Raw genomic sequence first — 26,905 nt, 5'->3', positions numbered from 1 at the left:
TGGCCGCTTCTGCCGGAGCTCGACCGATGATCTGCACACTCGACACGACCGAAGTTGCCAGCGCCACGGCGATGGACCAGTTCGATGCGGGATGCGTTGCGCTGATGGATCGCTGGCAGCCGATGGCGGAATGGTATGAACAGCGCCTGAAACAGGGTCTGGATGCCAGTTGCAAGGCCAATGCCTGCCGGATCGGGCCACGCGTGGTGGCCCGCGACCGGGCCGGGCGCGGGTTGTCGGGGATCAACATGGCGTCGCAGGATTTTCTGAGCCTCGCGTCGCATCCGAAAATTCTTGCTGCCGCTTCTGCTGCGGCGCGGCGCTATGGTGTGCATTCTGCGGGCACCGCCATGCAGATGGGCCTGACCACGCTGACAACCATGCTGGAGGATCGCATCGCACGCTTTGTCGGCATGGGCCAGGCAACCGTTTTCCCAAGTGGCTGGACGGCCGGTTTTGGCGCCATCCGGGCACTGGTGCGGCCCGGCGATCATGTTCTGGTCGATGCCCATGCCCGCGAATGCCTGCAAGATGGTGCCGCGGCCTCCGGCGCGCGGGTGCATCAATTGCCGCATGGCTCGTACGAGGCGATCGCGCGGCGGCTGGAACGCCTCCGCGACGAAGATCCGCAAGCAGGCATCCTCGTCGTCACCGAAGCGCTGTTCGCCATGGAGCAGGGCGCACCGGACCTGCACGCCTTGCAGAGCCTGTGCCGCCGCTATGCCGCAACGCTTCTGGTGGATGTCGCGAACGATCTGGGGGCATTGGGCCCCACCGGGCGTGGTGTATGCGAGATGCAGGATATTCATGGCGGCATCGACATCCTGACCGGCAGCTTTTCCAAGACCTTCGCGGCAAACGGCGGCTTTGTTGCCTCGAACCATCCGGCCCTGCGCCTTGCGCTGCGCGTCGGCAGCTCGGTGCAGGGGTGCAGCAATGCCATGTCACCCCTTCAGGCTGCGGTCGTGCTGGCCGCGCTGGAAATCGTGGACAGCGAGGAAGGCGCCGAGCGGCGGACCCGTCTGATGCAGAACATCGAACGTCTGCGCGAGGGGCTGCAAGACGCCGGATTTGAGGTGACGGGCGCACCGGGTGCCGTGGTGACAGTGCGGCTTGGCCGGCTTGAATGCGCGCGGCGCCTGACGGCCGACATGTTGGCGCATGGCGCCTTGCTGAATCTGACCGAGCCGCTGACCCCCGGCAGCGCCCACGCGCTGTGGCGGCTCAAACTTCTGGCCGATCATGGCGCGGACGAGGTGGACGGCTTTGTCGCCATCGCCCGCGAGGCGAAAGCCCGGCTGGATGACGTGAATGCGCGCACTGCCGCGCTGCAATATGCGGTGGCCTGAACATCCCCTCAGGGCCATCGTATGGGTGCGGATCGGTCAATGACGGCAGGTGGCGGGGGAAACCCTGAAATGTCGTCTTTGGCCGATCCGCATCTGCCATGGGTTTACGCCCGCACCGCACACGGCTATCCCTAGAATCAGACTTCGATTTCTGGGGTGTATCGAAGATGGCCGGGTGCAGTTCCTTCCGCATCCTTGATAGGTTTTGCTTGTCGATCGACGGGCAGGAGCTGCCCGTAAAAGGGCAGAAGCAGAAGGCTATTCTTGCATGGTTCGGTCTGACCGGCGAAAGTGGGATCGCGCGCGATCGTCTGGCCGATCTGCTATGGTCGGATTCCGGTGCCGAAAAAGCGCGCGGATCGCTGCGCAATACATTGCACGTTCTGGCCCGCGACTGTGCAGGCATTTCCCTGTTCGACGCCGACCGGCTGGTGGTGCGGGCGTTGTTCGCGGGATGTCCCTGCGATATTTCGCAGGCGCTGGCCGAGTTTGATGCAGGCGACATGGCGCCGCTGTCGGCGCGGTCGCTGGCCGATGCCGATATCCGCTTCGCCGCCGATCTCTGGGGGCTGGACCCGGAGTTCGATGATTTTCTGACCGAACGCAAGACGGCCTATCTGGCGCATCTGGCGGCGCAGTTCCGGGCACGGCTGCAAACCGCAGGCGACAAGGCACGCGCGCGGTTGCTGGCCGAACGTCTGCGCGAACTGGAACCGCAGGACGAAGAGGCGACGCGCGCCCTGATGCGTCTGGATATCGCGGCTGGCAACAATGCCGCGGCGATGGAACATTATCGCAAGCTCTGGACACTGCTGGACGAGGAATTCGACCTTGAACCGGCCGAGGAAACCCAGGCGCTTGCGATTTCGCTGAAGTTGTCTGCAACCGCCGCCCCCGTGCCTGCGCAACTGGATGAAGAGCGGATCACGATCTTCGTGCAGCCATTCGCGCTGTCCGCCCTGTCTGACGACGAACAGATCCTCGTCGCGGCGGTGCAGGCCGAGCTCGGTTCCGCGCTTTATGCGGTCGAGGATTGGGTGACCATCGAAACCAGCCCCGGCATGCAATTGCCGGACCGGCCGGGCAATTACGAATTGCGCGGGTCGCTGTCGCCGGGGCTGGAGGAAATGCGGCTGATCCTCTCGCTCAAGGATCTGTCAACCGGGGCGATCATCTGGTCGTGGCCCTTGCATATCCGGCGCGGCGACTGGGTGCGCAATTCCGGCTTTGCGGTGCAGCGCATTGCCATGCGCCTGACCGGCAAGCTGGAATCGCATTACATCAGCGGTCTGGAAGGGCTGTCGGATGCCGAGCTTGCCGATTACCGCAAGCTCATGCGGGCGGGTTGGCTGATGCGCGACTGGTCGCCCGATGCCGACCGGCGGGCCGAGGTGCTGCTGCGCTCGGTCACTTCGACGGGCGATCTGGGGTTGCGCGCGCGGGTCGGGCTGGCCGAGCTTCTCAACAGCCGCGAACTGATCTTTCCGGGTATGGGGCCGGTGCATGCCGGCGTGCCCGAGGCGCTGGAAATCGCGCGGGCCTGCACATCCGAGGCACCCGAACGCGGCGATGCCTGGCTGGCTTTCGGCTGGAGCTCCATCCTGCTGGATCGCATCGACGGGGCGGCCGAGGCGGCGAATGTCGTGGCGGATCTGTCGCAAAGCAACCCGCGCAGACTGTCCGCCGCATCCGAGATGATGGCGCTGACCGGGCAGGTGGACCGCGCCGCGCGTCTGGCCGAGGCTGCGGCAACGCTGGATGCCGGGGTGTGCCGCGTCTCGATGGGCTATCGCACACCCGTTGCGCTGCTGTCAGGCGATTTTGCCGCAGCAATGGACCTTGCCGACCGCGCGGCGGGGGCCATTCCCTTTACCTATGCCTATGGATGTGCGGCTGCTGTCATGTCGGGCGACATGGCCCGCGCCGCCGGTTTCTGGCGTCGTTTCAGCACCGATATATCGGCAAGGTGGCAGGGAACAGGCACGCCTGATCCGTTGGCATGGTTTCTGGCCGCGACGTCGATGCGGTCTGCGCATGGGTTGGACCGCATCGCCGATGCCCTGTGGCAGATCGCCGGTCAGCGGCAGGATCGCGTGGTGTAATCGCCCACATTGCCCCAGACAAATTGCATGGCGGTGGTTTTTCCCGCGAAATAATCATCCAGATAAGTCAGGTTCTGGAACATCGTTTCGTCCGTCTGATGCTTGAGCGCGTCATTCTCTTTCTTGGCGATGTTGTTCTTTTCGGGCAGGCGGATGTTCACATGATCGGCGTTGTTCTGGAACAGCGTCATGGCTGCGGTCTTGTGGACATGCTGGACTTCCAGCACCCCGTCCACGACCCAATGACCCAGCGGATTGTCGGATGTGTCCGTGTCCAGCGGTTTGAAATAAGCCGCGAACAGGGGCGAGTCTGTCTCTTCGGTCACGATCTCGGGCGAGCGGTCGAGGCGGCCCTCCCCCTCTGTCAGATAGGCGGTATATTTGCGGGCATAGTTTGCCAGCAGCTTGCAGAAAGCCTCCACCGTGGTGGGATAGTTCGCCGCGGGCTGGCGCGACATGGCAATCATGAAGGCGCCGACAGTGATGAAGTCGATGGTATTGTATTTTACATCCGGGAAGGCCGGGGTTTCAGTTGTCATTGTCACACTCCGCTGTTGAGGGTCAGAAATCTAACGAGGCTGGGCATATCGTCAATCAAGGGCAGGTCCGGGTCGGCGGGGGCGTCTGGCAGGGTTGAAGCCGCCACCTCAACTGCCCCCTTGATCGAGGACCACAGCAGGGCCGATCCTAGCGCCCCCAGCCGCAGACCTTCGCCAAAGCCTCTGACGCGCGGGCCGGTCCCTGCTTCCAGCAGGGCATACAGGTATAGCGGCGGATCGGCGGTCAGGTGGCCGGGGGCCGGATGCCCGCAGGCGGCGCACCAGCCGGAAAGCAAATTGGCGCGCGCGGAGTCGTCCCATAGCACCCAGTCAGGAAAGCGGTCGCGCAGCGCCGGTGCCAGCCGCGCGGCCAGGGCTGTCACTGTCTGCAAACCGCTGTCGGCGCTTCGGGCCAGATCGCGCAATGCCAGATCGTTGTCGCTGGCAACGAGAGCTGCGTGTATTTCCATCGTTTCCGGCAGGCCGAAGTCGCTGCCGAACATGGCGGTCAGGCCACCTTCAAGCCGCATTGCGCGCTGAGGGGGCCAGACGGAATCGAGGTCGAAGAAATTGCGCCAGTCGATGCGCCAGAAATTCTCGCCACCCGGCCGGGCGCGCAGCGCCGCGATGTCCGGCTCTCCCTTCAGCAGCACCCGGATGGGGATTGTGTTGACGTTGAGCTGATACTGGCTGCGCACCAGCCAGTGTCCGGCCCGAAGAATGGCGGCGGTCACCTCGACCGGAATGTCTTTCCCGCCGGGGGCGCCAAGGTCGGCGGGCAGGTCGGCGAGCTCCGGCAAGGCGAGGCGGGGCAGCAGATCGTGCAGCAATATCCGGTGCCACATCCGGGCTGTTGCCACTTTTGCCCCGCGCAGGCTGTCGGCCGGGGCATGGCCAAGCGCGGCCAGTCGCGCGGTGACACGCTCGGCATGGGCGATGAACAGCGCCGAAAGCTGCGCAATCATCGGATTGTCGTCGTTGCGGGTATCGGGCAGATCGCCCAGCGAACGACCGGGGCCACTGACAGGTTTCTGGCGTGGAATGTCGGCCGCGAAATAGGGATAGAACAGCGGCGCAGGAGGAAACCTGTGCAGAACGGGCAGCGCTGCATCCGCCGTAATCGGGCCAAACAGGCTTTCCAGATGCAGCGGATGTTCGCGGAGGGCCTGCGTGACGGTCTGTCGGGTGAAGCCCGGCGCGGGGCCAGACAGGGCGTAATCGAATTCCCCTTCTGTCGGCGTGCACAGGTCATGCGCCATAAGCTGCCCGAGATAGGTATAACCCGCAGGCATCTCTCCTTCGCCCCCCGCCTGCGCGGGTTTCATCAACCGGGCGGCCAGCGCCGGAAGTTCGCGCACCGCACCCATGAGGGACCGCGCCCCGCAGTAAAGCGTGGCCGCTTCTGCCATCTGTGGACACCCAAAACTGCGTCGCCCCACCGGCAGGGCGGGCGGGGGCAGAAGCGCGTCCTCTGTCAGCGCGCGCCACGCCATGTAACTGCTGGCGCCCTCGGGGTTGTTTGGCATCGGGTTCTCCCTTGTCACGGGGAATATGTCGGGCGATGCGTCAGCGTAACGTCAGTCAGTCGGGGTAAGCAACGGGCGGCAACGGGGCCAGTCCGGGCAGACAAATCGCCAGACAGGCACTTGAAGTTGTGGTGATGTCAGATTGGAAAATCCATAGGTTGCACGAAGGTCGCCCAACAGGCTTTCCAGCGATTTACCGGACGGTTCCGCCGCGGCAGGTGAGGCCGCATGCAGCGCAGGCAGGCGCGGGGCAAGGGATGTCTGGATATGGTTGCGGTAGGGTGTATCGGGGTGATGCGCCGGGGCGAGCCATGCCAGTTCGGCCTGCAACATCTCGCGCGTGGCGGCCTCGGCGGCTCTAGCCGGATCTGGCGAAGCGGCGCTGCCAAGCGCGATCTGCCCGCCCGCGCCATCGTCGCCCAGCATCACCCGCACAGAAAGACCCGGAAGGAAGGGCAGGGCCAGACACAGCGCCCGTCGCCCCGTATGGCCCGCGCGGTAGGCGGCGAGTTCGGGGGGATTGGCGCAGATGAGGCCGGGCAGCCTGCCTTGCCACCACAGCGCCAGCGCCGCGCGTTCGGCCGCTTCGCAGAAGGCCGCCAGCCGCGCCGCCGCGTCGCTGTCCTGTGCCGCCGTCCCTTCGCTGCCCAGACTTTCCGGCCCCGGCAGGGCGCGGGTGTCGTCCAGCACGATCCGGCCCGCAGCATCCCGCGCCGGAACGGGGTCGGGATGCGTCTCCGGCCCCAATGACAGGCCCTCGGCTACCTCCCCCAGCGCGCGCAGGCGGGCGCTTCCGGCAGAGGGGCCGGTTCCCGTGCCGGGCTGGCCGGTTGCATGGCGGGCGAAGACCACGCAAAGCGCAGGCGCCCAGGGCGCCCGCAACTGGCGAAGCTCCGTCGTTTGGGCAAGCGGGGCAAGCAGGCTCATTCCCCGCAGCCTAAGGCGCGCGGGCATCATCCTCAAGCCGGGTTCTCGACCTTGCGCAGATTGCCCGCTAGGCTCGCCCCGTCGCAGCGAGGGGAGACGCCGACATGACCATGCCACCCGTGGCCATCGAGGATGCGGCGCTGACGCGGCTTCTGTCGCGTGCCCGCGTTCTGGTGGTGGATGACGAGGCCGGGATGCGCAACTTCCTGATGAAGACGCTGGCGCCCTTCTGTCAGGCGGTCGAGGTTGCGGGCACCACGGCCGAGGCAGATGCGCAGCTGGATCGCGGCAATTTCGACATCGTCATCCTCGACAATATCATGCCCGGCCTGAAAGGGCTGGATTGGCTGGCCGAACAGCGCCGTCGCGGCGGCTTTGCCGAAACCATCATGATCACCGCCTACGCCGATCTGGAAACCGCCATCGAGGCGCTGCGCGCGGGCGCGTCGGATTTCGTGCTGAAACCCTTCCGGTCGAACCAGTTGCTGAACGCCGTGCGGCGGGCCTTGCAGATGGCACAACTGCGGCGTGAGAATCTGCTTCTGCGGCATGAGCTGGCCAGTGGCGATACCGGGCCGGGGCGGCGCAACCGGCTGATCGGCAGTTCCGCCAGCATCGCCGCCGTGCGGGACATGCTGGCACGGGTGGCGGGGGTTTCGACGCCGCTTCTGATCACCGGCGCCTCTGGCACCGGCAAGGAGGTCGCGGCGCGGCATTTGCATGGGGTATCCGACCGTGCCGACCGGCCCTTCGTGCCGATCAACTGTGCCGCAATCCCGCCCGACCGGATCGAGGCGGAACTGTTCGGCCATGTCGCGGGCGCCCTGCCGGGCATCGCCGAAGGGCGCGAGGGTTTTCTGCCTTCGGCGCAAGGCGGCACTGTTTTTCTGGACGAGGTCGCCGAACTCGGCCCCGCCGCGCAATCGGCGCTGCTGCGGGTGGTGGAGGATGGCCGGATGCGCCCGATCGGTGCCGTGCGCGACCTTGCATTGGATCTGCGTTTCGTCCTTGCCTCCAGCCGTCCGCTGGAACCCGAAGTGGCAGCGGGGCGCTTCCGGCAGGACCTGTTCTTCCGCATCAACGTGCTTCAGATCGACATGCCGCCGCTACGCCAGCGCGAAACCGATGTGATCGACCTTGCCGAACTGTTTCTGACCGAAATCGCACAGCGGCAAAGCCTCGCGCCTTTGCAGATGGACAGCACGACCCGCGCGGCCCTGTTGCGGCATGACTGGCCCGGCAATATCCGCGAGTTGCGCAATTTCATCGAACGCGCCCTGATCTTCGGGCGGTTCCCGCTGGAAACGCTGGCCCCGGCGCAACGGCAGGCCGACGGGATCGAGCCTCTGGATGCGGTGGAGCGCCGCCTGATCCTGCGCGCGCTGGATCTGACCGGCGGTAACCGCAGCGAGGCGGCGCGGCGCCTTGGCATCTCGCGCAAGACGATTGACCGCAAATGCGCGGGCTGGGGGCTTTAGTGGCGGGTCTCTTGCGCTCGGTCCGGGTGCGGCTGTTGTTGATCGCGCTGTTGCCGATGCTGGTGCTGCTGCCGCTTCTGCTTGGCGCCACGATGCAGCGCTGGTCTGGCAAGGTGGACGACCTGTTGATCGTCAAGGTGAATGGCGACCTGACCATCGCTGACCAGTATCTTGCCCGGCTGCTGGAGCTTTCGGGCGAAAGGCTGGATGCGCTGGCGCAATCGGTGGCGATGGAACGTGCGTTGCAGGCGCCGGACGACTTGGCTGCACTGATTGCGGTGCAGCGTCAGATGTTGGGTCTGGATTTCCTGTATGTGACCGATGGCACCGACGCCCCGTCAGGGTTCGCACCTGCCGACTGGCCGGTGATCGGTGCCGCGCTGCAAGGGCAGGGCAAGGCGGCGGTGGACATCCTGTCGCCCGCCGCGATGGAGGCGCTTGCCCCTGACATGGCGACGCGCGCGGCCGTGCCGCTGGTTGCCACCCCCAACGCCGCGCCGACAGGCCGCCTGACCGAGGATCGTGGCATGATCATCCATTCCGCGGCGCCCCTGCACCTGCCTGACGGTCGTGCGGCGGCGCTGGTGGGCGGCATGCTTCTGAACCGCAACCTCGATTTCATCGACACGATCAATGCGCTGGTCTACCAGTCGCGCAGCCTGCCCGAGGGTAGCCAGGGTACCGCGACGCTGTTTCTGGATGATGTGCGCATCTCGACCAATGTGCGGCTGTTCGAGAATGTCCGCGCCCTTGGCACCCGTGTCTCGCAAGCCGTGCGTTCGCGGGTATTGGATGAGGGGCAGACATGGCTCGACAGCGCCTTCGTGGTGAACGACTGGTATATCTCGGCCTATGAACCGATCATCGACAGCCACGGCGCCCGGATCGGGATGCTGTATGTCGGCTTTCTTGAGGCGCCGTTCCGGGCCGAGAAAACCCGCTCTTACCTGATTGCCACGCTGGTTTTTCTGGCCATCGCCGCGCTGTCGGTGCCGATCTTCCTGCGATGGGCGGGGCGCATCTTCCTGCCGCTGGAGCGGATGGGCCAGACCATCGCACGGGTCGAGGCGGGCGAGATGGAGGCCCGCAACCGGATCGGTGCCGGGGATGACGAAATCTCGCGCGTGGCCGATCACCTCGACGGACTGCTGGACACGGTGCAGGAGCGTGACCGCCAGTTGCGCGACTGGAACGAACAGTTGAACCAAAAGGTCGAGGAACGCACCCGCGACCTGCGCGATGCCAACCGGCGGCTGGAACGCACGACCGAACGGCTGATCATGTCGGAAAAGCTGGCGGCTGTGGGCGAGATCACGGCGGGCGTCGCGCATGAGATCAACAACCCCATCGCGGTCATTCAGGGCAATCTGGATGTGGCGCGCATGGTGCTGGGTGAAGGCGCGGCGCCGGTGAAGACCGAATTTGACCTGATCGACGATCAGGTTTACCGCATCGGCACCATCGTCTCGAAGCTGCTGCAATTCGCGCGACCGGGCGAATATTCGGGGGCGGCCAATATCATCTCGCCCGCGCAGGTGGTGCGCGACTGTCTGGTGCTAACCCGCCGCCAGATCGAAAGCGCGGGCATCGAGATCCGCACCGATCTGGCGACCGAGGCGCCGGTCTTCATGGAACGGACCGAGCTTCAGCAGGTCGTGGTCAACCTGATCCTGAACGCGGTCCATGCCATGCCGGGGGGCGGCGTGCTGTCCCTGTCGGTGGCGCAGCGGCGCGGGCGGGTGGAGATCGGTGTGGCCGACAGCGGCACAGGCATGAGCGAGGATGTCCGGCGGCGCATCTTCGATCCGTTCTTCACCACCAAACAGGCACAGGGCACCGGGCTGGGCCTGTCGATCAGCCAGACGTTGATCACGCGGGCCGGGGGGCGCATCGGCGTCCGCTCAGCGCCGGGGAAGGGCAGTCGTTTCGTGATCCGCCTGCCGGTGCTGGAAAATCCGTAAAAGGACAAAATGTCCCACATTTCTGACCGAACCCGTTCCGTTGCGGACAGAATGTCCCTGTTTCGGCGGATTGAAGAGATCATTCTGGCCAAAATGGCATGGTAACTAATTGAAATTATTAATAAATTTTGTTGACCTGTAAATGATTCCCTCGCAAGGCTGAGGCGGCATGCTGTCGCATGCCAGATCGGGAGAGGCGCAAGGCAGGAGGGGCTGGCGCGTCATCCCCCGCCAAAAAGGGAGGGAAAACCCATGAGCAACGTCAAGTCAGGCGGCGCTTTCGGCTTCTTGCGGAAAGACCATATCGTCGCCAAACCCGGCTTCAACCGCTGGCTGGTGCCACCGGCCTCGATCGCCATTCACCTTTGCATCGGATCGGTCTACGCATGGTCGGTGTTCAACCCGGCGCTGACCAAGCAGCTTGGTGTCGTGGCCCCGGCGGCTGACGACTGGTCGCTGGCCTCGGTGGTCTGGATCTTCTCGGTCGCCATCGTGTTCCTTGGCCTTTCCGCCGCATTCGCCGGGCGCTGGCTGGAGGAAGTCGGCCCCCGCATGGTGGGCGTGGTCGCGGCAATCTGCTGGGGCGGCGGTTTTGTCATCGGCTCGGTCGGGATTTCTACCCATCAGCTTTGGCTCGTCTATCTGGGCTATGGCGTGATCGGCGGCTGCGGGCTGGGGCTTGGCTATGTCTCGCCGGTCTCGACCCTGATCCGCTGGTTCCCGGATCGGCGTGGCATGGCGACGGGCCTGGCAATCATGGGTTTCGGCGGTGGTGCGATCATCGCGACGCCCCTGAAGGGCTGGCTGATGCAGATCTTCGCCAAGGCGCCCGAGTTCCTTGGCGCGCAGGACGCGGTGATGCTTGTCACCGAAGGCGGCCGGCAGTTCGCCGAAACCGCCGCCGGCAAGATCGAGGTCGTCGTGGCCTCTGCCGCGCAGGCGGCGGCGCTGCCGGGCGGCGGCGAGGCCGGCGTCTATGCCGTGGGCACCGGCAATACCGGCGCGGCGGGCACCTTCCTTGCGCTGGGGATTGGCTATTTCCTCGTGATGATCGTTGCGGCCTTCATGTATCGTGTGCCCGCGCCGGGCTGGAAGCCCGCAGGCTGGCAGCCGAAACCCGCCGCCGCCAATGGCCTGATCACCTCGGCCAATGTCGACATCAATCAGGCGCTGAAAACCCCGCAGTTCTGGCAGCTCTGGATCATGCTTTGCTTCAACGTGACCGCCGGGATCGGTGTGATCGGCGTCGCCAAGACCATGATGTCGGAAATCTTCGGCACCACCATGCCGCTGGTCGTCACCGCCGCCTTCGCCTCGACCTATGTGCTGATGATCTCTGTCTTCAACATGCTGGGGCGGTTCTTCTGGGCCTCGACCTCCGACTATATCGGGCGCAAGCCGACCTATATGATCTTCTTCCTGCTGGGGACGCTGCTTTACATGTCGATCCCCTATTTCGCCAGCACCGGCAGCGCCAACCCGTCGATGTTCTATCTGGTGGGCTTCTACATCGCCACTATGGTCATCTTCACCATGTATGGCGGCGGCTTCGCCACCATCCCGGCCTACATCGCCGATCTGTTCGGGACGATGCATGTCGGCGGCATCCATGGCCGTATCCTGACCGCATGGTCCACCGCCGGGGTGCTGGGGCCGCTGGCCATCACCAGCCTGCGCGACATGTCGGTGGGCAGTGCCATCCGCGATCTGGCGGGGCGGGTGGATCCTGCGGCTTTCGCCGACAAGTTCGGGGCGCCGCTCGATCAGCTTGACAGCCTCGTCGCCGCCAAGACGGTGACCATTGCGAAGCTGATGGAGATCGCGCCCTCGGGCACCATCGACCCGACGCCGAGCCTTTACAACACGACGATGTATGCGATGGCGGCGCTGCTGGTTGTGGCTTTCATCGCCAATATGCTGATGCGGCCGGTGAAGGAACATCATCACCATGACGAGCCAAAGCTGGCGCGGGTTCCGGCAGAATGATGGAAGGGGGCGCCATTGGCGCCCCTTTCTCTTACGGGCGCAGCAACTTGCGCAGCGCGGTTACCAGCGCCTCCACCCCGTCATCGGTGGTAACGATGCCGGGCGAGGTGCGCAGGATCTGGCCGCGCCCGTCGGTGGCAATACCTGCTGCGCGCAGCGCCGCCACGATCTGTGGCGCCGGGTGGCTGTCGGGCAGGCGCAGCATGACCGAGCCGCCGCGCGCGCTTTCCGCCCGCGGAGTAAGCAGGTCCAGCCCCATCTCATCCGCCGCCGCGATGATCCGCGCGGTCTGCCGGCGGTTCTGCGCTAGCAGCGCCGCGCGATCCTGCGCGGCATGCCAGTCCAGCGCAGGCAGCGAGGCGATGGCGGCCATGCAGGCCGGGGTGCCGTTGTCGAAGCGGCGGATGTCGGGCGCATAGGCGAAGCGGTCCAGCGCCCAACTGAACGGGTCAGGCTGGCTGAACCAGCCGCGCAGCTCGGGCTGGCACTGGCCGATCAGATCCGGGGCCACATGCAGGATGCCCGCGCCGGGCGTGCCGCACATCCATTTCAGGCTAGTCGAGACGGTGAAATCCACCGCCGGATCGGCCACGTCGAAGGGCAGCAGCCCCGCGCCCTGCGTGATGTCCACCCCGATCAGGCTGCCCATCGCCCGGCCATGCGCCACCATCGCGGCAAGGTCGATCCGGTGCGAGGTGGTGGAAGCGATCCAGGTCACCAGCGCCACCGCCACATCCGGCCCCCAATGCGCGCGGAAGTCCTCTGGCTCCACCCAGGCGGCGCCTTGCCGCATCGGCACGGTTTCCAGCGTGAAGCCCAGCCGGTCTTGCAGCTTCGTCAGCAGGAAGTGGTTGGAGGGAAAGCAATCCGCGGCGACCAGCACTCGCTTGCCGAACAGCCGTTCCGGCGGCAGGGCGGTCATCAGCATGTGCAGCCCCTGCGTGACATTCTCGCAGGTGGTCAGGCTGCCTTCCGGCGCGCCGATGATGCCGCGCCAGCGGTCGATGAAGCCTGCGCGCTTGCCCAGCAGATAACCCCATTGCCCGTCATCCGGGGCGGCCCAGACGGTCGCAAATTCGGCCATGGCGCGGGCCAGATCCCCGGCCTTGCCGGGATATTGGCCGATGGAGTGGTAAAGGAAATAGCTGTCTTGCATGGGTCTTACCGTTGATAGGCGCGCTGGAAGCGTTGCTCCAGCCAGCCGGTCAGCCGCACCAGCGGCCAGAGGATCGCCACATAGATCAGCGCGGCGCCGATCAGGGGCGTGGGATTGGCGAACAGCGCCTGCGCATCGGTGGCCTGCTTCAGCAGGTCGGTCATGGCGACGACGGACGCAAGCGAGGTGTCCTTGATGATGCTGACGCAGTTCGAGGCATGTGGCGGGATCACGATGCGCATGGCCTGCGGCAGCACGACCTTGCGCATGGCCAGCCAGAAATGGATGCCAAGCGCGGCTGCCGCCTCGAACTGGCCCTTCGGCACCGCCTGAATGCCGGCGCGCATCACCTCCGCCGTATAGGCGCCCAGCACCAGCGACAGTGCGATGGCGGCGGCGGCGAAGGAGGACAACACGATCCCCGCGAAGGGCAGGGCGTAATAGATCAGGATCAGCACCACCAGCACCGGCATGGCGCGCATGAGATCGGTATACAGCACCGCGAACAGCCGCAGCGGTTTGGGCGCATAAAGCCGCATCAGCGCGATGCCGACCCCCAGCGCCGTGCCCATCACGATGGCAGTGACACCAAGCGCCAGCGTCATTCCCAGCCCGCGCAGCAGGATCGGGAAGGCCCGCCGCATCACATCGGCGTTGAAGAAGATGTCTACGGCGTCCATGCGCTCGCTCCATGCGGCTGGGCGGGAAGGTCGGTCATCAGCATATGCCCCGGCGCATGGGTGATCGCGAAGGGCAGGTGGGCAGAGGCGATGGCGCGCTCCATCGTCACGCCGCAGGCCCAGAACACGGCGACCTCGCTGGGCAGAAGGTCGGTCAGCCCCAGCCCGTCGATCGGGCGCGACAGATCGACTCCGATCGCGGCCGGGTCGCCGGTATGGATCGGTGCACCATGCGCCTGGGGATGGTTGCGGGTGACTTCGGTCGCCAGCGCGACCTGATCCGCCGCGACCGCCCGCATCGTCACCACCAGATTGCCGCCGAACAGCCCCGCCGGCCGGTTGGGCAACGCAGTATCAAAGGCGGAACAGCTTCGCCCCGGCGCATGGCAGCGCAGGGTAACGCCTGCCGCCACCAGATCGGCCTCGAAGCTCAGCGAACAGCCGATGGCGAAGGGCACCAGATCGTCACGCCAGAGTGCGGTGATGTCGGGTAGGGTGCCGGTGGCTTGCCCGTCGCGGAACGTCCGGTAAAGCGGCAGGTCGTGGCGCAGGTCGATGTCGCCCAGATCCGGCAGCGCCGGATCGCCCGACCGCCCGCGCGCGAGCAAGGGACAGGCGGCAGGATTGGCGTGCAGAAACGCCTCGAAATCATCGGCGAAAGCGGCAGGGATCAGCGCCAGATTGGCTTGCGTCCAGCCCGGACACAGCGCCGCCGTCTGCCGCATCTCGCCCGCGCGGAACCTCTGCCGCCAGTCCGCCGGAGTCATGCCGCCCGCCAGTCGGTTTCGATCTGCGCCTTGAACAACAGCACCTCAAGCTCATGCGTCTTGCGGGTGCGCATCCAGCGCGCATCATCCATCCAGCCTGCGCGCCATGTCGTCATGGCAACCAGACAGGCGGTTTCCGGCAAACCCCAATCGGGTCCTGGCGTCACGCGGATCGAAACCCGCGGCACCCGCGCCCCCGCCGGGCCAAGATGAAAGTCGATCAGCCCCAGATCGGGATGCGGGCGGATCTCCACCACCGCTTCCGACCCGTCGAACAGCGACACACCGCGCCAGAGGCCGGGTTCGGCCTCCGGCTGCAAATCCATCGACCCCAGCGCCCAGCGGCCCAGCTTTCGCCCGTCGGCCAGATGGCCGAAGGCGAAGGCGGCGGGCGTCTCCACGCGCACCGAGGCCAGATGTGCGGTATCGCTCATCTCAGTCGGCCGAGGTCGGCACCGGCATCGGCGTCACGGTGTAGCTGGCCGCCGCCGGGGCGACGCCCATCCATTTCTCGTAGATTGCCGCCATGGTACCGTCGGTCTTCATGTCGGACAGGATCTGGTTCGCCTGCTCCAGCTTGTCCGAATCCTTCGGCATCATCATGGCGAATTTCTCGCCCGTGACGATCTCTGCCCCCACGGTCAGGCCCTTCATCTGGGTGAAGGCATAGCGCAGGCCGACCACATCATTCACCGCCGCGTCGATCCGCCCGTTCAGCAGATCGGTCAGCATGTTCGAGGTGGTGTCATAGCTTTTGTATTCGGCATAGCCGATTTCGGCTTCGCGTTCTTTCAGCCAGTTTTCGGGGAACGAGGTGGCGACCGACCCCACAACCTTGCCCTTCAGCCCCTCGACCGAAGTGATGTCGGAGCCGTCCTTGACACCGATCCCCAGCGCGCCCTGGAAATAGGGCTGGGTGAAAGACTGGCTTTCCAGCCGTTCATTGGTGATGGTCAGCGAGGAAATCACCATATCCACCCGGCCCGAGGCCGATGCGACGAACAGCGCCTTGAAATCCATGCCTTCGATATTGGCGGTGGTGCCCATGCGCTTGGCGATTTCGTTCACGATATCGACCTCGAAGCCCTCGAAGGTGCCAGCCTCGGTCTTGTTTTCCCATGGCGGGTTGGCCGGATAGGCGCCAACGCGCAGTGCATCCTGTGCGAAGGCTGCGGTTGACAGGCTCAGGCCAAGCATCAGGCCGGCGACGATGCCGGTGCGGCGGGTCATTTTCACGGGAACCTCCCTGTTGGACTTCGGGTCTCTGATCGGCCCGATTCTGCAAGGAATGGTGCCATAAACTGAATACTTTTCAAGAAGTATTTCGGGTTCAAAATGTCCGCGGCTCGTAATAATCTCCTTTATATATTGATGTAATTCAGTTTTGATACCGATGTAGCGCATGAAAAGAGTATGCAAATGTCCAGGCAAAGCCATCGTGACCGGATCTATGATGTGCTGATGACCCGTATCCGGCGGGGTGAGGTGGGCTGGGATGACCGGCTGATCGACACGGCCATCGCAACCGAGCTGGGTGTGTCGCGGATGCCTGCGCGTGATGCGCTGATGCGGCTGGCGGCCGAGGGCTATCTGGTGCCGACAACACGGGGCTTCACGTTGCCCAACCTCAGCCGTGCCGAGGTGCTGGAGGTATTTGAGCTGCGCCGCATGCTGGATCCCCGTGCCGCCGCCATGGCCGCGCAGGCGATGACGCCCGAGGTGCTGGCCGATCTGACGCATGCGGTCGCGCAGACGCAGGGATCACTGGTGTCGGGCGACGTGCCGCTGTTCTTCCATGCCTGCGAGGTTTACCGAAATCGCTGGCTCGACATCGTGCCGAACCGGGTGCTGGTCGATACGATCCGCCGCTATCTGGTGCAGGTGCAGACCGTGCGGCTGACCACCATGCGCGATGATACGACAAACCGTATCATCGTGGAGGGGCAACGTGATCTGCTCGCGGCCTTCCGGGCGCGCGACGCGGTGGCGGCCTCGGACCGGATGCTGCGTTTCGTGATCGAGGGCGAACAGGCGTTCCGCGCGACCGCGCCCTGAAACTCAATCCCGCAAACCCCAGATCCGCCGCGCATTGCGGTGGCCAAGCGCGGCGCGCTCATCCTCCGAGCAGCCTGCCAGCAACGCATGCGTCGCCGCGATCCATTCGGCGAGCGAGGCTTCCAGCGTGCAGACCGGGCTATCCGATCCCCAGACCACCCGGTCCCAGCCGAAGGCGCCGATTACACTTTCCACATAGGGGCGCAGGCTGCCGAGGCTCCATCCGGGCCCGCCATAGGCGATGAGGCCGGAAATCTTGGCATTCATGTTGGGGCGGCGGGCTAGTTCGGCGATCTGTGTGGCCCATGCGGTGAAATCGCCCGCCATGTCCGGCACGCCGCAATGATCCAGCACGAAGGTCGTCTGCGGGCAGGCGTCGGCCAGTGCGGCGGCCAGCGGCAATTGCCGCTGTGCCATGCAGATGTCGAAGGGCAGGCTGGCGCGACCCAGCCGCGCGATATTCTCGCGGAACAGTGGGGTCTGCGACACCGCGTCCTCCACCACATGCAGCACGCGGCGGATACCCTTCACGACGCCCCGGTCCTGCCGGTCGAGCCATGCGGCAAAGCCCGGCGCCTCGGGCCGGGCCGAGGAGATCGCGCCGCGGATCAGGCTGCCGGGTTGCGCCATCAGATCGGCCACCATGCCGCTTTCCGCCTCGATCTGATCGGGGGTGACGTCCACCTCCATATGCAGCGCGCCGATGACACCCAGCCGTGCGGCGGTGATTGCATAGTCATCATAACGCCAGTCCCGGTTCAGCGCGGGCAGGCTGTCCAGCCAAGGGTAGGTCAGGCGGTCGCGGTTCACGAGATGCAGATGGGTATCAAGCAGCATGGGGCCTCCCTCGGGTCATCATACCAATTTTCGCCGCGAGTGCAGCTTGACTCGGGGATGTTGTCAAGTTTAAGTATAAAACTTCGTTCTAGATATAAAATTGAAACGCCCGGCGGTATGGGGGCAGAGGAGCCCCGGCCGCCAATCCAGGGAGGAAACAATGAACCGTCTTGCGATGACATCCTGCCTTGCACTTGCTGCGATGGGGATGGCGACGGCCGCGTCGGCCGATGGCGAATTCGCCGGAATCACCATCGAGGCCAAGCTGATCGGCGGCCAGCAATACGAGGCGCTTTATGCCCGCATCCCGGAATGGGAAAAGGCCACCGGCGCCACGGTGAAGATCATCAGCCAGAAGAACCACTTCGAACTGGACAAGGAATTCAAGTCCGACATTGCTGCGGGCACGACGGACTGGTGCGTGGGGTCGAACCATTCATCTTTCGCCGCGCAGTATCCGTCGCTTTACACAGATCTGACGCCGCTGGTTCCCGCCGGAGAGGTGGCGGAATATGTGCCCGCCAACATTTCTGCCGCCACGCTGGATGGCAAACTGGTGATGCTGCCGCGTGCACAATTCGACGTCTCGGCGCTTTACTATCAGAAGTCGCTCTACACCGACCCGGCAAAGGCCGAAGCGTTCAAGGCGAAATACGGCTATGATCTGGCGGTGCCGGAAACCTGGGATCAGGTGCGCGATCAGGCCGAATTCTTTTCCAATCCGCCGAACTTCTATGGCACGCAATATGCGGGCAAGGACGAAGCCATCGTCGGCCGCTTCTATGAGATGGTCGTGGCGGATGGCGGCAAGCTGTTCAACGACGATTTCTCGCCCGCCTTCAATTCCGATGCGGGCAAGCAGGCGCTGCAATGGTTCGTCGATCTTTACAAGGCGGGTGCCGTGCCGCCGGGAACCACGAATTACCTGTGGGATGACCTCGGCAACGGCTTTGCTTCGGGCACCATCGGGCTGAATCTCGACTGGCCGGGCTGGGCCGGGTTCTTCAACGATGCCTCGGCATCCAAGGCGGCGGGCAATGTCGGGGTGGCGCCGGCGCCCAAGGGGTCTGCCGGGCTGCGCACCGGCTGGTCGGGCTTTCACGGCTTCTCCGTCACCGAGGATTGCGCAAACAAGGCGGCGGCGGCTTCGCTCGCGCTGTTCCTGACCAGTGAGGACAGCCAGATCCTTGAAAGCAGCACCGGTCCGCTGCCCACACGCACCAAAGTGTGGGAGCATGTGGCCGAGGCGGCGAAATCCGATCCCTACCGCTCCGAAGTGCTGGCGGCTTTCCAGGAAACCGCGAAGACCGCCTTCGCCGTGCCCGCGACCCCCTACTGGATCGAGGCCACGAACCTGATCTACCCGGAACTGCAAGCCGCGATCCTTGGCGACAAATCGGTGGATGACGCGCTTGCCACGGCCTCGGACGCCGTGGACAATCTGATGCGGGAAAACGGGGTCTACTGATCCTGCCATGGCGGCGCGGGTTTGATCCGCGCCGCTCCATCCCTGCCTTTCGAACGGAACATGCATGTCACGCCTCAAGCTGCCGCCATGGCTGGTTCTTCTGCTGCCCGCCATCATCATTCTGATGGCTGTCGTTCTGGTGCCGCTGGTCCTGTCGTTCTATTCCAGCTTCACCGCCTATCAGCTGACCCGACCCGACAGCCTGACCAAGTGGATCGGCACCTTCAACTATCGCAAGGCGGCGGGGGACGCGAATTTCTGGTGGGCCTTCGGGCGCACCGTGCTGCTGCTGACCATCGCGCTGAACCTTGAAATGCTGCTGGGCCTCGGCCTAGCGGTCATGGTGTCGAAGGTCACCACCGGGCAGCGGCTTTTGCGCACGGCGATGATGTTTCCCATGATGTTCTCGCCCGTGCTGGTGGGGTTCCAGTTCAAGTTCATCTTCAACGACAACGTGGGTCTGGTGAACAACGCGCTGCAATCGCTGGGCCTGACCGATGTCGCGATTCCGTGGCTGGTGGATGGCCATCTGGCGATGTTCTCCATCATCTTCGCCGAGATATGGACCAGCACGTCGGTCTTTGCCATCCTGATCCTCGCCGGGCTGTACGCCATCCCGCAAGATCCGGTCGAGGCGGCCAAGGTCGATGGCTGCACGCCATGGCAGAGCTTTCGCTTCGTCACGCTGCCCTTCCTCATGCCCTTCATCTATATCGCCATGGCGATCCGGTCGCTGGACGTGGCGCGGGCCTATGACATCGTGCAGATCATGACGAATGGCGGTCCGGCGCGGCGCACGGAATTGCTGTGGACGCTGATCGGACGAACCGCCTATGTCGATGCCCGCATGGGATACGCCAATGCCATGGGCTATATCGCGATCCTGCTGTCGATCTTCTTCACCATCTATTTCTTCCGCAAGCTGACGGCCGCCCGCAGCGAACTTGGCATGGGGGTGTGACATGGCTTCGAATGCCGAACATCGGCTGCGCAAGCGCCTGCTGCGCATCGCCCATCTGACCGGCCTGTTTCTGGCCATGAGCCTGATCTGCCTGCCGGGCCTGTGGATCGTGCTGAACTCGTTCCGCCCGACGGTGGAGATCATGGCCAAGCCACCGGTCTGGATCCCCAACAGCCTGAACCTCGACCATTACCGTGCCATGTTCGGCGGGGTGGGCGAGGGCGGCGTGCCGGTGCTGACCTATTTCCGCAATTCGCTGATCATTTCTGTCACCTCGACGCTGGTGGCGCTGCTGGTCGGGATGGCGGGCGGCTATGCCTTCGCGCGCTATCGCTTCAAGGGCAAGGCGGCGCTGTTCGTTGGCCTGATGGCAACCCGCGCGGTGCCGGGTGTGGCGCTGTCACTGCCCTTGTTCATCATCATGGCGCGGGCGGGGATCATCGACACCCATTTCGGGCTAATCCTGACCTACGTCGCGCTGAACGTGCCCTTCACCGTCTGGCTGATTGACGGTTTCTTCCGGCAGGTGCCGCGCGAACTGGCCGAGGCGGCCGAGATCGACGGCTGCACCCGCTGGCAGGCCTTCTGGAAGGTGGAATTTCCGGTGGCCCGCGCGGGCATCGCCAGTGCCGGCATCTTTGCCTTCCTAACCTCGTGGAACGAATATGCGCTGGCCAGCCAGCTGACGCGCTCGGTCAATTCCAAGACGATGCCGGTGGGTCTGCTGGATTTCACCTCGCAATTCACCCTCAACTGGGGCGGCATGTGCGCGCTGGCGGTGTTGATGATCATCCCCGCGCTGGTGCTGACCTTCCTCGTGCAGAAACACCTCATCGCCGGCCTGACCTTCGGCGGCGTGAAAGGATAAGATATGGCTCAGGTCCAACTTCAGGGCATCGTGAAAGCCTACGGCGCGCTGCAAGTCGTGCATGCCATCGACCTCGATATTGCGGATGGCGAATTCGTCGTGCTGGTCGGCCCCTCGGGCTGCGGCAAATCCACCACCCTGCGTATGATCGCGGGGCTGGAGGATATTTCGGGCGGCATGTTGCGCATTGGCGACCGGGTGGTGAACGACCTGCCGCCGCGCGACCGCAATATCTCGATGGTGTTCCAGAATTATGCGCTTTATCCGCATATGACGGTGCGCGAAAACCTTGGCTTTTCGCTGAAAATCGCAAAGCGGGCCGAAGCCGAGATCGCGAAGGCGGTGACCGAGGCCGCAGAGATCCTGTCGCTGACGCCCCTGCTGGAACGCAAGCCGGGGCAATTGTCGGGCGGGCAGCGCCAGCGCGTCGCCATGGGCCGCGCCATCGTGCGCCACCCCGACGTCTTCCTGTTCGACGAACCGCTGTCGAACCTCGACGCCAAGCTGCGCACCCAGATGCGGGTGGAAATCAAGAAGCTGCATCAGCGGCTTGGCACCACCATCGTCTATGTGACGCATGACCAGGTGGAGGCAATGACGCTGGCCGACCGCATCGTCATCATGCGCGACGGCCGGATCGAACAGATCGGCACGCCTTTGGAGGTATTTGAAACCCCGGTGAATACTTTCGTCGCCACCTTCATCGGCTCGCCGCCGATGAACCTGCTGGAAGGCCGCATCACCGACGGCACGGTCGAACTGGCCGACGGCACGCGCTTGCCCATCCCGCCCGGCCATGGCGCCGCCGAAGGGCGCGCCGTCACTTTTGGCGTGCGGGCTGACAACATCATGCCGGTCGGTCACGCCCTGCCGCCCACGGCCCACATGGCCGATGTGGAGATGGAGGTGCAATTGTCCGAACCGCTGGGCACCGAAACGCTGCTGTTCGCCATGCTGGCGGGCACCGAGGTTCAGGCCAAGATGCTCAACCCCCGTCCGGTGCGGCTGGGTGAGCGGCTGCGCTTCCAGATCAGCCTCGACAAATGCCACCTCTTCGACGCCGAAACCGGCGCCGCGCTGCGGGTGTAATCATGGCGCGCGTGGTTCAGGCCGAGGCCTTCATGGTCGATCTGCCGCCCAAGGTGGTGCGGCATGACGCTATCCAGAGCTTCAAGAGCCAGGAGACGATTTTCGTCACCCTGCGCGATGCCGAAGGGGCCGAGGGCACCGGCTATAGCTATACCATCGGTGACGGCGGGCCTGCCGTTTTGTCGCTGTTGCAGCACACGCTTCTGCCCGCTCTGATGGGGCGCGAGGCGGAGCGGATCGAGGCGAACTGGCGCGCACTCCTGTTCCATTCGCACGCCACCGCCGTCGGGCCGATCATGGCGCTGGCGCTGGCCGCGATCGACTGCGCGCTGTGGGACATGCGCGGGCGCAAGGCCGGGCTGCCGCTGCATCTGCTGGCCGGTGGCGCCAAGGATCGGGTGCCGATGTATACGACCGAAGGCGGCTGGCTGCATTTGGCGCCCGAGGCGCTGGTGGACGATGCCCTGGCCGCGCAGGCGCAGGGGTTTTGCGGATCGAAGGTCAAGATCGGCAAGCCGCATCTGGCCGAAGACGCAGCAAGGCTGGAGGCGGTGCGCACAGCCCTTGGCCCGGGCTATGAGGTGATGACCGACGCCAACCAGTCCCTGACCGCTGCCGAGGCGCTGCGCCGCGTGCCGATGCTGGAGGCGCTGAACATCGGCTGGTTCGAGGAACCCTTGCCCTCGGACGACATCGCCGGCCATGCCCGGCTGCAAGCACAATGCCGCGTGCCGGTGGCCGTGGGCGAAAGCCTTTATTCCCCCGGCCAGTTCGCCGATTACATCGCCGCCGATGCCTGCGGTATCGTGCAGGCCGATGTGGCACGGGTGGGGGGCATCACGCCCTGGCTCAAGGTCGCGCATATGGCCGAGGCGCATAACATGGCGATCTGCCCGCATTTCCTGATGGAACTGCATGTCAGCCTCGTTTGCGCCGTGCCGAACGCGCCCTGGCTGGAATATATTCCGCAACTGGATGACGTCTCTGCCCCGATGGCCCGCGAGGGCGGCATGGCGCTGGCGCCAACCGTGCCGGGCCTCGGCATCGACTGGGATTGGCCGACGCTCGCCGCCCGCACCGCGCCGGGCAGCCGCTTCACCGTGACGGGGGTCTGACATGCAGCGACACGGATCTGTTCTGGGGCTGAGCGAGGAGGGCAAGGCCGAATACCGCCGCCTGCATGCCGAGGTCTGGCCGGGCGTTCTGCGCAAGATCACCGAATGCGGCATCCGCAATTACTCGATCTTCCTCAAGGAGCCGGAAAACCTGCTGTTTTCCTATTTCGAATATCACGGCGCGGATCTCGCGGCCGATATGGCGAAAATGGCCGAAGACCCGGAAACCCAACGCTGGTGGGCGGTCTGCATGCCCCTTCAACGCCCGCTGGAGACCCGGGCCGAGGGCGAATGGTGGGCCGAAATGACCGAGGTGTTTCACCATGACTGACCTGATCCAGACCCTTGCGCCGCCCGCGCAGCCGAAACCCATCGTCATCTTCGGCGCGGGGTCCATCGTGCGCGACGCGCATCTGCCGGCCTATGCGCAGGCGGGCTTTCCGGTGGCGGGCATCCATGACCCCGATAGCGCCAAGGCTGCCGCGCTTGGCCGCGCGTTGACACTGGCCGAGGCGGTCGCCGTGCCTGATGCGATCTTTGATCTGGCCGTGCCGCCCGCCGCGATCCCCGGCATCCTGCGCGAACTGCCCGAAGGCGCGGTCGTGCTGATCCAGAAACCCATGGGGTCGGATCTGGCGGCAGCGACCGAGATCCTGCGCATCGTCCGCGCCCGCCGCCTGCGCGCGGCGGTGAATTTTCAGCTCCGCTTCGCGCCCATGGCGCTGGCCTTGAAGGATGCGATTGCGCGGGGCCTTCTGGGGGAGGTAGTGGATTTCGACGCCTGGCTGGCGCTGGATACGCCGTGGCACCTGTGGGAGTTCCTCGCGAACCTGCCGCGCGTGGAAATCCTGCTGCATTCCATCCATTACCTTGATCTCATCCGCGATCTGATGGGTAACCCGCAGGGGGTGTTTGCCCGCACCACGGGGCATCCGTCCTCCACCGTGTCGAACACCCGCAGCGCGATGATCCTCGACTATGGGCCGGGCAAGCGGTGCAGCCTGTCGATCAACCACAACCACGCCTTCGGCCGCAAGTTTCAGGCTTGCGAGTTCCGCATCTGCGGCACGAAAGGCGCGGCCTATATGAAGCTGGGCGTGAACCTCGATTACCCCAAGGGCGAGCCGGACGAGCTTTGGCTGAATACCGGCGGCGACTGGCAACAGGTGCCCCTGACCGGCAACTGGTTCATCGCGGCCTTCGTCGGCCGCATGACACAGGTGCAGCGCTTTGCCTGTGGCCTTGGCCCCGCGCTGGAAGGCAGCGCCGAGGATGCCTGGCACACCATGGCACTGGTCGAAGCCGCCTATGACAGCGCCGCCGCCCCCGCGCATCCGATCAAGGACAGCCCCGATGCTTGAACAGGTCAGTTATTACGAAGATTACGACATCGGTCAGTCGCGGCAAACTGTCGGCCGCACCATCACGGAAACCGATTTCGTGGTCCATGCCGGCCATTCGGGCGATTTCTTTCCGCATCACCTGGATGCCGAATTCTGCAAGACCCTGCCTTTTGGCCAGCGCATCGCGCATGGCACCATGGTCTTTACCATCGGCGTCGGCCTGACCGCGACCGTCATCAACCCGGTGGCGTTTTCCTACGGTTATGACCGCATGCGTTTCGTGAAGCCGGTGTTCATCGGCGACACGATCCGCAGCACGGTCGAAATCATCGCCAAGGAACTGATGGAAAAACGCCCCGGCTTCGGCCGCGTCACCGAACGCCTGACCGTCACCAAACAGACCGGCGAAACCGCGCTGGTCGCCGATCATATCTATATGGTGGAGTGTCGCCGATGACCGGCCCCTTCCTGCTGCTGCATGACGCCGACAACGTGCTGGTCGCGCGCGCCAACGCGCCCGAGGGGCTGGAGGTGGGGTTGGAATCCGGCCCGGTGCGCCTGACCCGCCCCATTCCCATGGCACACAAGATTGCCCGCCATGCCATCGCGGCGGGGGAGGCGATCCTGAAATACGGCATGCCCATCGGCATCGCGACCCAAGACATCGCGCCGGGCGCGCATGTGCATATCCACAATATCCGCTCGGCCTATACGGCGACCCACGCCTTGCAGGATGCCGACGGGATCAGCGCGGGGGTGTCACGATGAAGGGCTGGTTGCGCGCCGACGGGCGCAAGGGCATTCGCAATACGGTGGTGGTGGCTTATCTGGTGGAATGCGCGCATTTCGTGGCCAGCGAGATCGTCGCGGGTTTCCGCGATCAGGATGTGCAACTGATTGGCTTTCCCGGCTGCTTTCCCAACGAATACGCCGCCCGCATGATGGAGCGGCTTTGCACCCACCCGAATGTCGGTGCCGTGCTGTTCGTCAGCCTTGGCTGCGAAAGCTTCGACAAGGTGCGCGCCGCCAACGCCGTCGATGCCTCGGGCCGCCCGGTGAAAACGCTGGTGATCCAGAAATCCGGGGGCACGCGGGCCACGGTGCAGGCCGGACGCGATTGGGTGGCAGGCGCGCTGACGCAGATCGCCGGGGTGCCGCGCGTCGTCATGGGCGTGCATGAGCTGATCGTCGGCACCGTCTGCGGCGGCTCCGATGGCACCTCGGGCATTTCCGGCAACCCGGCGGCTGGGCGGGCCTTTGACCTGCTGGTCGCCGAGGGCGCGGCCTGCATCTTCGAGGAAACCGGCGAGCTGATCGGCTGCGAGGAAATCATGGCCGCCCGCGCCATCACCCCCGAACTGGGGCAAGCCCTGCGCGACAGCGTGCAAAAGGCCGAACGCTATTACGCGACGCTGGGCTATGGCAGCTTTGCCGCCGGCAACGCCGCCGGGGGCCTGTCCACCATCGAGGAAAAATCGCTGGGCGCCTATGTGAAATCCGGTGACAGCCCGATTTCTGGCCTGATCAAACCCGGCGACGTGCCGCCGCAGGGCGGGCTTTACCTGATGGATGTCGTGCCCGATGGCGAGGTGCGCTTCGGCTTCCCGAACATCAGCGACAATGCCGAAATCGTGGAAATGATCGCTTCGGGCGCGCATCTGACGTTGTTTGTCACCGGGCGCGGCTCGGTCGTGGGTTCCGCCATCTCGCCGGTCATCAAGATCTGCGCCAACCCCGATACCTATCGTGCATTGGCCGACGACATGGACGTGAACGCCGGCGACATCATCGAGGGCACGCGCAGCATCGCCGAAGTGGGCCGCGAAATCCGCGATCTGGTGGTGGCCGTGGCCGGGGGCGCAAAGACGAAATCCGAAGATCTGGGTCACCGCGAATTCATCCTGACCTACAAGTCATTCGAGCCGATCGGCCCGGCCTGTCTGCCCGGCGCCGCCTGAGGAGGGAAAGATGCAAAGACTGCAAGGCAAACGCGCGCTCATTACTGCGGCGGGGCAAGGGATCGGCCGCGCCTCGGCGCTGCGCATGGCGGCCGAGGGCGCCGAGGTCATTGCGACCGATGTGAATCCCGCGCTGCTGGCCGATATGCCGGGCCTGACCACCCGCGCGCTGAACGTGCTGGACGGCGCCGCCATCGCCGCCCTGATGGACGAGATCGGCCCGGTGGACATTCTGTTCAACTGCGCTGGCGTCGTTCATAACGGCACCGTGCTGGAGGCGACCGAGGCGGAATGGGACTTCGCCTTTGACCTGAACGCCAAGGCGCAGTTCCGCATGATCCGCGCGGTGCTGCCGGGGATGCTGGAAAAGGGCGCGGGGTCGATCATCAACATGTCCTCAGTGGCGGGGCCGAAAAAAGGGCCGATCAACCGCGCGGTCTATTCGGCCTCCAAGGCGGCCGTGGTCGGCCTGACCCGCGCCGTGGCCGCTGATTACGTCACGCGCGGCATCCGCTGCAACGCCATCTGCCCCGGCACGGTCGATAGCCCCAGCCTGCATGAACGCCTGCGTGCGACCGGCGATTACGAAGGCGCGATGAAAGCCTTCATCGCCCGGCAGGCCATGGGCCGCCTTGGCCGCGCCGATGAGATCGCGGCACTGGTCTGCTATCTGGCCGCCGATGAATCCGCCTTCACCACCGGCACCGAACATGTCATCGACGGTGGCTGGACCACCTGAG

General features: G+C 64.9%; 26 protein-coding genes. 17 read left to right on the top strand and 9 right to left on the bottom strand.

Annotated features, from left to right (window positions below; translation table 11 throughout):
- The first annotated feature begins 26 nt into the window (after positions 1–26).
- Positions 27–1,349 carry an aminotransferase class I/II-fold pyridoxal phosphate-dependent enzyme gene (locus D2N39_RS14520; protein ID WP_158589840.1) on the top strand — a complete coding sequence of 441 codons (1,323 nt, stop codon included), beginning with the start codon at positions 27–29 and terminating at the stop codon, positions 1,347–1,349.
- A 209-nt stretch (positions 1,350–1,558) separates the two neighbouring features.
- Complete coding sequence (locus tag D2N39_RS14515; RefSeq protein ID WP_158589839.1) at positions 1,559–3,451, top strand: AfsR/SARP family transcriptional regulator; 1,893 nt, start codon at positions 1,559–1,561, stop codon at positions 3,449–3,451.
- Here D2N39_RS14515 and D2N39_RS14510 read toward each other — a convergent pair.
- Genes D2N39_RS14510 through D2N39_RS14500 form a run of 3 tightly spaced genes read right to left on the bottom strand, consistent with a single transcriptional unit; the run spans position 3,427 to position 6,443 of the window.
- Complete coding sequence (locus D2N39_RS14510) at positions 3,427–3,990, bottom strand: hypothetical protein (RefSeq protein ID WP_119135501.1); 564 nt, start codon at positions 3,988–3,990, stop codon at positions 3,427–3,429. The two genes, D2N39_RS14515 and D2N39_RS14510, sit on opposite strands and share 25 nt — an antisense overlap.
- Before the next feature lie 2 nt (positions 3,991–3,992).
- Positions 3,993–5,516 carry a peroxidase family protein gene (locus D2N39_RS14505; RefSeq protein WP_119135500.1) on the bottom strand — a complete coding sequence of 508 codons (1,524 nt, stop codon included), beginning with the start codon at positions 5,514–5,516 and terminating at the stop codon, positions 3,993–3,995.
- A 51-nt stretch (positions 5,517–5,567) separates the two neighbouring features.
- A complete protein-coding gene (locus D2N39_RS14500) occupies positions 5,568–6,443 on the bottom strand; it encodes a YcaO-like family protein (RefSeq protein WP_158589838.1) in 876 nt (291 codons plus the stop codon).
- A gap of 104 nt (positions 6,444–6,547) precedes the next feature.
- Here D2N39_RS14500 and D2N39_RS14495 point away from each other — a divergent pair, with 104 nt between their 5' ends.
- The 3 genes from D2N39_RS14495 (at position 6,548) to D2N39_RS14485 (ending at position 11,868) form a co-directional block, all read left to right on the top strand.
- Positions 6,548–7,921, top strand: coding sequence for a sigma-54-dependent transcriptional regulator (locus D2N39_RS14495; RefSeq protein WP_233557176.1), 1,374 nt, complete (start codon positions 6,548–6,550; stop codon positions 7,919–7,921).
- Positions 7,922–7,977: 56 nt separating this feature from the next.
- A complete protein-coding gene (locus D2N39_RS14490; protein WP_233557188.1) occupies positions 7,978–9,882 on the top strand; it encodes a cache domain-containing protein in 1,905 nt (634 codons plus the stop codon).
- Between the two features lie 252 nt (positions 9,883–10,134).
- Positions 10,135–11,868, top strand: a complete 1,734-nt coding sequence (locus D2N39_RS14485) for an OFA family MFS transporter (protein ID WP_119135497.1) — start codon at positions 10,135–10,137, stop codon at positions 11,866–11,868.
- Between the two features lie 31 nt (positions 11,869–11,899).
- On the opposite strand, the gene D2N39_RS14480 is transcribed toward D2N39_RS14485, so the two are convergent.
- From D2N39_RS14480 to D2N39_RS14460, 5 genes are read right to left on the bottom strand one after another with little or no spacing between them, the layout of a single operon-like run.
- Positions 11,900–13,024 carry an aminotransferase class V-fold PLP-dependent enzyme gene (locus tag D2N39_RS14480; RefSeq protein ID WP_119135496.1) on the bottom strand — a complete coding sequence of 375 codons (1,125 nt, stop codon included), beginning with the start codon at positions 13,022–13,024 and terminating at the stop codon, positions 11,900–11,902.
- 5 nt (positions 13,025–13,029) lie between these two features.
- Positions 13,030–13,704, bottom strand: coding sequence for an amino acid ABC transporter permease (locus D2N39_RS14475; protein ID WP_119135495.1), 675 nt, complete (start codon positions 13,702–13,704; stop codon positions 13,030–13,032).
- Positions 13,692–14,471 (bottom strand): D-glutamate cyclase family protein, encoded by a 780-nt coding sequence (locus D2N39_RS14470; RefSeq protein ID WP_119135494.1) that lies wholly within the window; start codon positions 14,469–14,471, stop codon positions 13,692–13,694. The genes D2N39_RS14475 and D2N39_RS14470 overlap by 13 nt, the downstream gene beginning before the upstream one ends.
- Positions 14,468–14,905, bottom strand: a complete 438-nt coding sequence (locus tag D2N39_RS14465) for a hypothetical protein (protein ID WP_119135493.1) — start codon at positions 14,903–14,905, stop codon at positions 14,468–14,470. The genes D2N39_RS14470 and D2N39_RS14465 overlap by 4 nt, the downstream gene beginning before the upstream one ends.
- 1 nt (position 14,906) lies before the next feature.
- Positions 14,907–15,701, bottom strand: coding sequence for an ABC transporter substrate-binding protein (locus tag D2N39_RS14460; protein ID WP_119135492.1), 795 nt, complete (start codon positions 15,699–15,701; stop codon positions 14,907–14,909).
- 189 nt (positions 15,702–15,890) lie between these two features.
- Between D2N39_RS14460 and D2N39_RS14455 the strand changes: the two genes are divergently transcribed.
- Positions 15,891–16,526 carry a GntR family transcriptional regulator gene (locus tag D2N39_RS14455; RefSeq protein ID WP_233557174.1) on the top strand — a complete coding sequence of 212 codons (636 nt, stop codon included), beginning with the start codon at positions 15,891–15,893 and terminating at the stop codon, positions 16,524–16,526.
- 3 nt (positions 16,527–16,529) lie between these two features.
- Here D2N39_RS14455 and D2N39_RS14450 read toward each other — a convergent pair whose 3' ends face one another.
- Complete coding sequence (locus tag D2N39_RS14450) at positions 16,530–17,363, bottom strand: amidohydrolase family protein (RefSeq protein ID WP_119135490.1); 834 nt, start codon at positions 17,361–17,363, stop codon at positions 16,530–16,532.
- Between the two features lie 160 nt (positions 17,364–17,523).
- Here D2N39_RS14450 and D2N39_RS14445 point away from each other — a divergent pair, with 160 nt between their 5' ends.
- The 11 genes from D2N39_RS14445 to D2N39_RS14395 all read left to right on the top strand — a co-directional run bounded on the left by D2N39_RS14445 (position 17,524) and on the right by D2N39_RS14395 (position 26,904).
- Complete coding sequence (locus tag D2N39_RS14445; RefSeq protein WP_119135489.1) at positions 17,524–18,831, top strand: ABC transporter substrate-binding protein; 1,308 nt, start codon at positions 17,524–17,526, stop codon at positions 18,829–18,831.
- A 64-nt stretch (positions 18,832–18,895) separates the two neighbouring features.
- Positions 18,896–19,792 carry a carbohydrate ABC transporter permease gene (locus D2N39_RS14440; RefSeq protein WP_119135488.1) on the top strand — a complete coding sequence of 299 codons (897 nt, stop codon included), beginning with the start codon at positions 18,896–18,898 and terminating at the stop codon, positions 19,790–19,792.
- A gap of 1 nt (position 19,793) precedes the next feature.
- Positions 19,794–20,660: a carbohydrate ABC transporter permease gene (locus tag D2N39_RS14435; RefSeq protein WP_119135487.1), complete on the top strand. Its 867-nt coding sequence runs from the start codon at positions 19,794–19,796 to the stop codon at positions 20,658–20,660.
- A gap of 3 nt (positions 20,661–20,663) precedes the next feature.
- Entirely contained in the window at positions 20,664–21,749 is a 1,086-nt protein-coding gene (locus tag D2N39_RS14430) for an ABC transporter ATP-binding protein (RefSeq protein ID WP_119135486.1), read from the top strand.
- Between the two features lie 2 nt (positions 21,750–21,751).
- The gene (locus D2N39_RS14425) at positions 21,752–22,864 is read left to right on the top strand and encodes a mandelate racemase/muconate lactonizing enzyme family protein (RefSeq protein ID WP_119135485.1); all 1,113 of its coding nucleotides are present in this window, start codon (positions 21,752–21,754) and stop codon (positions 22,862–22,864) included.
- Position 22,865: 1 nt separating this feature from the next.
- Positions 22,866–23,195: an L-rhamnose mutarotase gene (locus D2N39_RS14420; protein WP_119135484.1), complete on the top strand. Its 330-nt coding sequence runs from the start codon at positions 22,866–22,868 to the stop codon at positions 23,193–23,195.
- On the top strand, positions 23,188–24,225 hold the full coding sequence (locus tag D2N39_RS14415) for a Gfo/Idh/MocA family protein (RefSeq protein WP_119135483.1): 1,038 nt from the start codon (positions 23,188–23,190) through the stop codon (positions 24,223–24,225). The genes D2N39_RS14420 and D2N39_RS14415 overlap by 8 nt, the downstream gene beginning before the upstream one ends.
- A complete protein-coding gene (locus D2N39_RS14410) occupies positions 24,218–24,664 on the top strand; it encodes a MaoC family dehydratase (RefSeq protein ID WP_119135482.1) in 447 nt (148 codons plus the stop codon). Before D2N39_RS14415 ends, D2N39_RS14410 begins: the two co-directional genes overlap by 8 nt.
- Complete coding sequence (locus tag D2N39_RS14405; protein WP_119135481.1) at positions 24,661–24,975, top strand: UxaA family hydrolase; 315 nt, start codon at positions 24,661–24,663, stop codon at positions 24,973–24,975. The genes D2N39_RS14410 and D2N39_RS14405 overlap by 4 nt, the downstream gene beginning before the upstream one ends.
- Positions 24,972–26,165, top strand: coding sequence for a UxaA family hydrolase (locus D2N39_RS14400; protein ID WP_119135480.1), 1,194 nt, complete (start codon positions 24,972–24,974; stop codon positions 26,163–26,165). Before D2N39_RS14405 ends, D2N39_RS14400 begins: the two co-directional genes overlap by 4 nt.
- A gap of 10 nt (positions 26,166–26,175) precedes the next feature.
- Positions 26,176–26,904, top strand: a complete 729-nt coding sequence (locus D2N39_RS14395; RefSeq protein WP_119135479.1) for an SDR family oxidoreductase — start codon at positions 26,176–26,178, stop codon at positions 26,902–26,904.
- Position 26,905 lies beyond the last annotated feature (1 nt).

Source organism: Gemmobacter lutimaris, assembly GCF_003570715.1.
Classification (GTDB): Bacteria; Pseudomonadota; Alphaproteobacteria; order Rhodobacterales; family Rhodobacteraceae; genus Gemmobacter; species Gemmobacter lutimaris.
This window is presented reverse-complemented; position numbering and strand designations above follow the sequence as displayed.

Excerpts from the sequence above, each read along its gene's own strand:
- D2N39_RS14490 (WP_233557188.1), top strand. The coding sequence starts at position 7,978 with ATGCTGGTGCTGCTGCCGCTTCTGCTTGGCGCCACGATGCAGCGCTGG.
- D2N39_RS14495 (WP_233557176.1), top strand. The coding sequence starts at position 6,548 with ATGACCATGCCACCCGTGGCCATCGAGGATGCGGCGCTGACGCGGCTT.
- D2N39_RS14450 (WP_119135490.1), bottom strand. The coding sequence starts at position 17,363 with ATGCTGCTTGATACCCATCTGCATCTCGTGAACCGCGACCGCCTGACC.
- D2N39_RS14510 (WP_119135501.1), bottom strand. The coding sequence starts at position 3,990 with ATGACAACTGAAACCCCGGCCTTCCCGGATGTAAAATACAATACCATC.
- D2N39_RS14410 (WP_119135482.1), top strand. The coding sequence starts at position 24,218 with ATGCTTGAACAGGTCAGTTATTACGAAGATTACGACATCGGTCAGTCG.
- D2N39_RS14455 (WP_233557174.1), top strand. The coding sequence starts at position 15,891 with ATGTCCAGGCAAAGCCATCGTGACCGGATCTATGATGTGCTGATGACC.
- D2N39_RS14440 (WP_119135488.1), top strand. The coding sequence starts at position 18,896 with ATGTCACGCCTCAAGCTGCCGCCATGGCTGGTTCTTCTGCTGCCCGCC.
- D2N39_RS14405 (WP_119135481.1), top strand. The coding sequence starts at position 24,661 with ATGACCGGCCCCTTCCTGCTGCTGCATGACGCCGACAACGTGCTGGTC.
- D2N39_RS14445 (WP_119135489.1), top strand. The coding sequence starts at position 17,524 with ATGAACCGTCTTGCGATGACATCCTGCCTTGCACTTGCTGCGATGGGG.
- D2N39_RS14400 (WP_119135480.1), top strand. The coding sequence starts at position 24,972 with ATGAAGGGCTGGTTGCGCGCCGACGGGCGCAAGGGCATTCGCAATACG.
- D2N39_RS14420 (WP_119135484.1), top strand. The coding sequence starts at position 22,866 with ATGCAGCGACACGGATCTGTTCTGGGGCTGAGCGAGGAGGGCAAGGCC.
- D2N39_RS14520 (WP_158589840.1), top strand. The coding sequence starts at position 27 with ATGATCTGCACACTCGACACGACCGAAGTTGCCAGCGCCACGGCGATG.
- D2N39_RS14470 (WP_119135494.1), bottom strand. The coding sequence starts at position 14,471 with ATGACTCCGGCGGACTGGCGGCAGAGGTTCCGCGCGGGCGAGATGCGG.
- D2N39_RS14415 (WP_119135483.1), top strand. The coding sequence starts at position 23,188 with ATGACTGACCTGATCCAGACCCTTGCGCCGCCCGCGCAGCCGAAACCC.
- D2N39_RS14500 (WP_158589838.1), bottom strand. The coding sequence starts at position 6,443 with ATGAGCCTGCTTGCCCCGCTTGCCCAAACGACGGAGCTTCGCCAGTTG.
- D2N39_RS14430 (WP_119135486.1), top strand. The coding sequence starts at position 20,664 with ATGGCTCAGGTCCAACTTCAGGGCATCGTGAAAGCCTACGGCGCGCTG.
- D2N39_RS14465 (WP_119135493.1), bottom strand. The coding sequence starts at position 14,905 with ATGAGCGATACCGCACATCTGGCCTCGGTGCGCGTGGAGACGCCCGCC.
- D2N39_RS14460 (WP_119135492.1), bottom strand. The coding sequence starts at position 15,701 with ATGACCCGCCGCACCGGCATCGTCGCCGGCCTGATGCTTGGCCTGAGC.
- D2N39_RS14505 (WP_119135500.1), bottom strand. The coding sequence starts at position 5,516 with ATGCCAAACAACCCCGAGGGCGCCAGCAGTTACATGGCGTGGCGCGCG.
- D2N39_RS14395 (WP_119135479.1), top strand. The coding sequence starts at position 26,176 with ATGCAAAGACTGCAAGGCAAACGCGCGCTCATTACTGCGGCGGGGCAA.
- D2N39_RS14485 (WP_119135497.1), top strand. The coding sequence starts at position 10,135 with ATGAGCAACGTCAAGTCAGGCGGCGCTTTCGGCTTCTTGCGGAAAGAC.
- D2N39_RS14425 (WP_119135485.1), top strand. The coding sequence starts at position 21,752 with ATGGCGCGCGTGGTTCAGGCCGAGGCCTTCATGGTCGATCTGCCGCCC.
- D2N39_RS14475 (WP_119135495.1), bottom strand. The coding sequence starts at position 13,704 with ATGGACGCCGTAGACATCTTCTTCAACGCCGATGTGATGCGGCGGGCC.
- D2N39_RS14480 (WP_119135496.1), bottom strand. The coding sequence starts at position 13,024 with ATGCAAGACAGCTATTTCCTTTACCACTCCATCGGCCAATATCCCGGC.
- D2N39_RS14435 (WP_119135487.1), top strand. The coding sequence starts at position 19,794 with ATGGCTTCGAATGCCGAACATCGGCTGCGCAAGCGCCTGCTGCGCATC.